1 protein-coding gene is annotated in these 812 nt (G+C 63.5%); it reads left to right on the plus strand.

All coding sequences use genetic code 11. The features are described 5' to 3' along the window. A partial coding sequence (locus tag P0D70_RS36655) for an MFS transporter (RefSeq protein ID WP_408188118.1) occupies window positions 1–812 on the plus strand: 812 nt, incomplete at both ends.

The following is an 812-nucleotide window of genomic DNA, read 5'->3' on the forward strand; positions in this document are numbered from 1 at the left end:
GACACACGGCGCCGCATCTTCGCGATCGTTGGCGCTTCATCGGGCAATCTCGTCGAGTGGTTCGACTTTTACGTGTATTCGTTCTGCGCGCTGTACTTCGCGCCGGCGTTCTTCCCGAGTGGCAATCCGACCACGCAGTTGCTCAACACCGCCGGCGTGTTCGCGGCAGGCTTCCTGATGCGTCCGATCGGCGGCTGGTTCTTCGGTCGTCTCGCCGACAAGCACGGCCGCCGCATGGCCATGATGGTGTCGGTGTTCATGATGTGCGGCGGGTCGCTGGTGATCGCGCTCTTGCCCACCTACGCGCAGATCGGCGCGCTCGCGCCGGCGCTGCTGCTGGTTGCGCGGCTGTTCCAGGGGTTGTCGGTGGGTGGCGAATATGGGACCAGCGCGACCTATATGAGTGAAGTCGCGCTCAAGGGGCGGCGCGGCTTTTTTGCGTCGTTCCAGTACGTGACGCTGATCGGTGGGCAGTTGTGCGCGCTGCTCGTGCTGGTGGTGCTGCAACAAACGCTCTCCACCGAAGAGCTGAAGGCGTGGGGCTGGCGCGTGCCGTTCGTGATCGGCGCGCTGGCGGCCTTGATCGCGCTGTATCTGCGTAAATCGCTCGACGAAACCACCACGGCCGAGACGCGTCATCGCAAGGAAGCGGGCACGTTGCGCGGTCTGTGGGTGCACAAGGGCGCGTTCATGACCGTGCTCGGCTTCACGGCCGGCGGCTCGCTGATTTTCTACACGTTCACGACGTACATGCAGAAGTACCTGGTCAACACGGCAGGCATGCATGCCAAGACGGCCAGCAACGTGATGAC

The sequence above is a fragment of the Paraburkholderia sp. RL17-381-BIF-C genome (assembly GCF_046026435.1).
Taxonomy (GTDB): Bacteria; Pseudomonadota; Gammaproteobacteria; order Burkholderiales; family Burkholderiaceae; genus Paraburkholderia.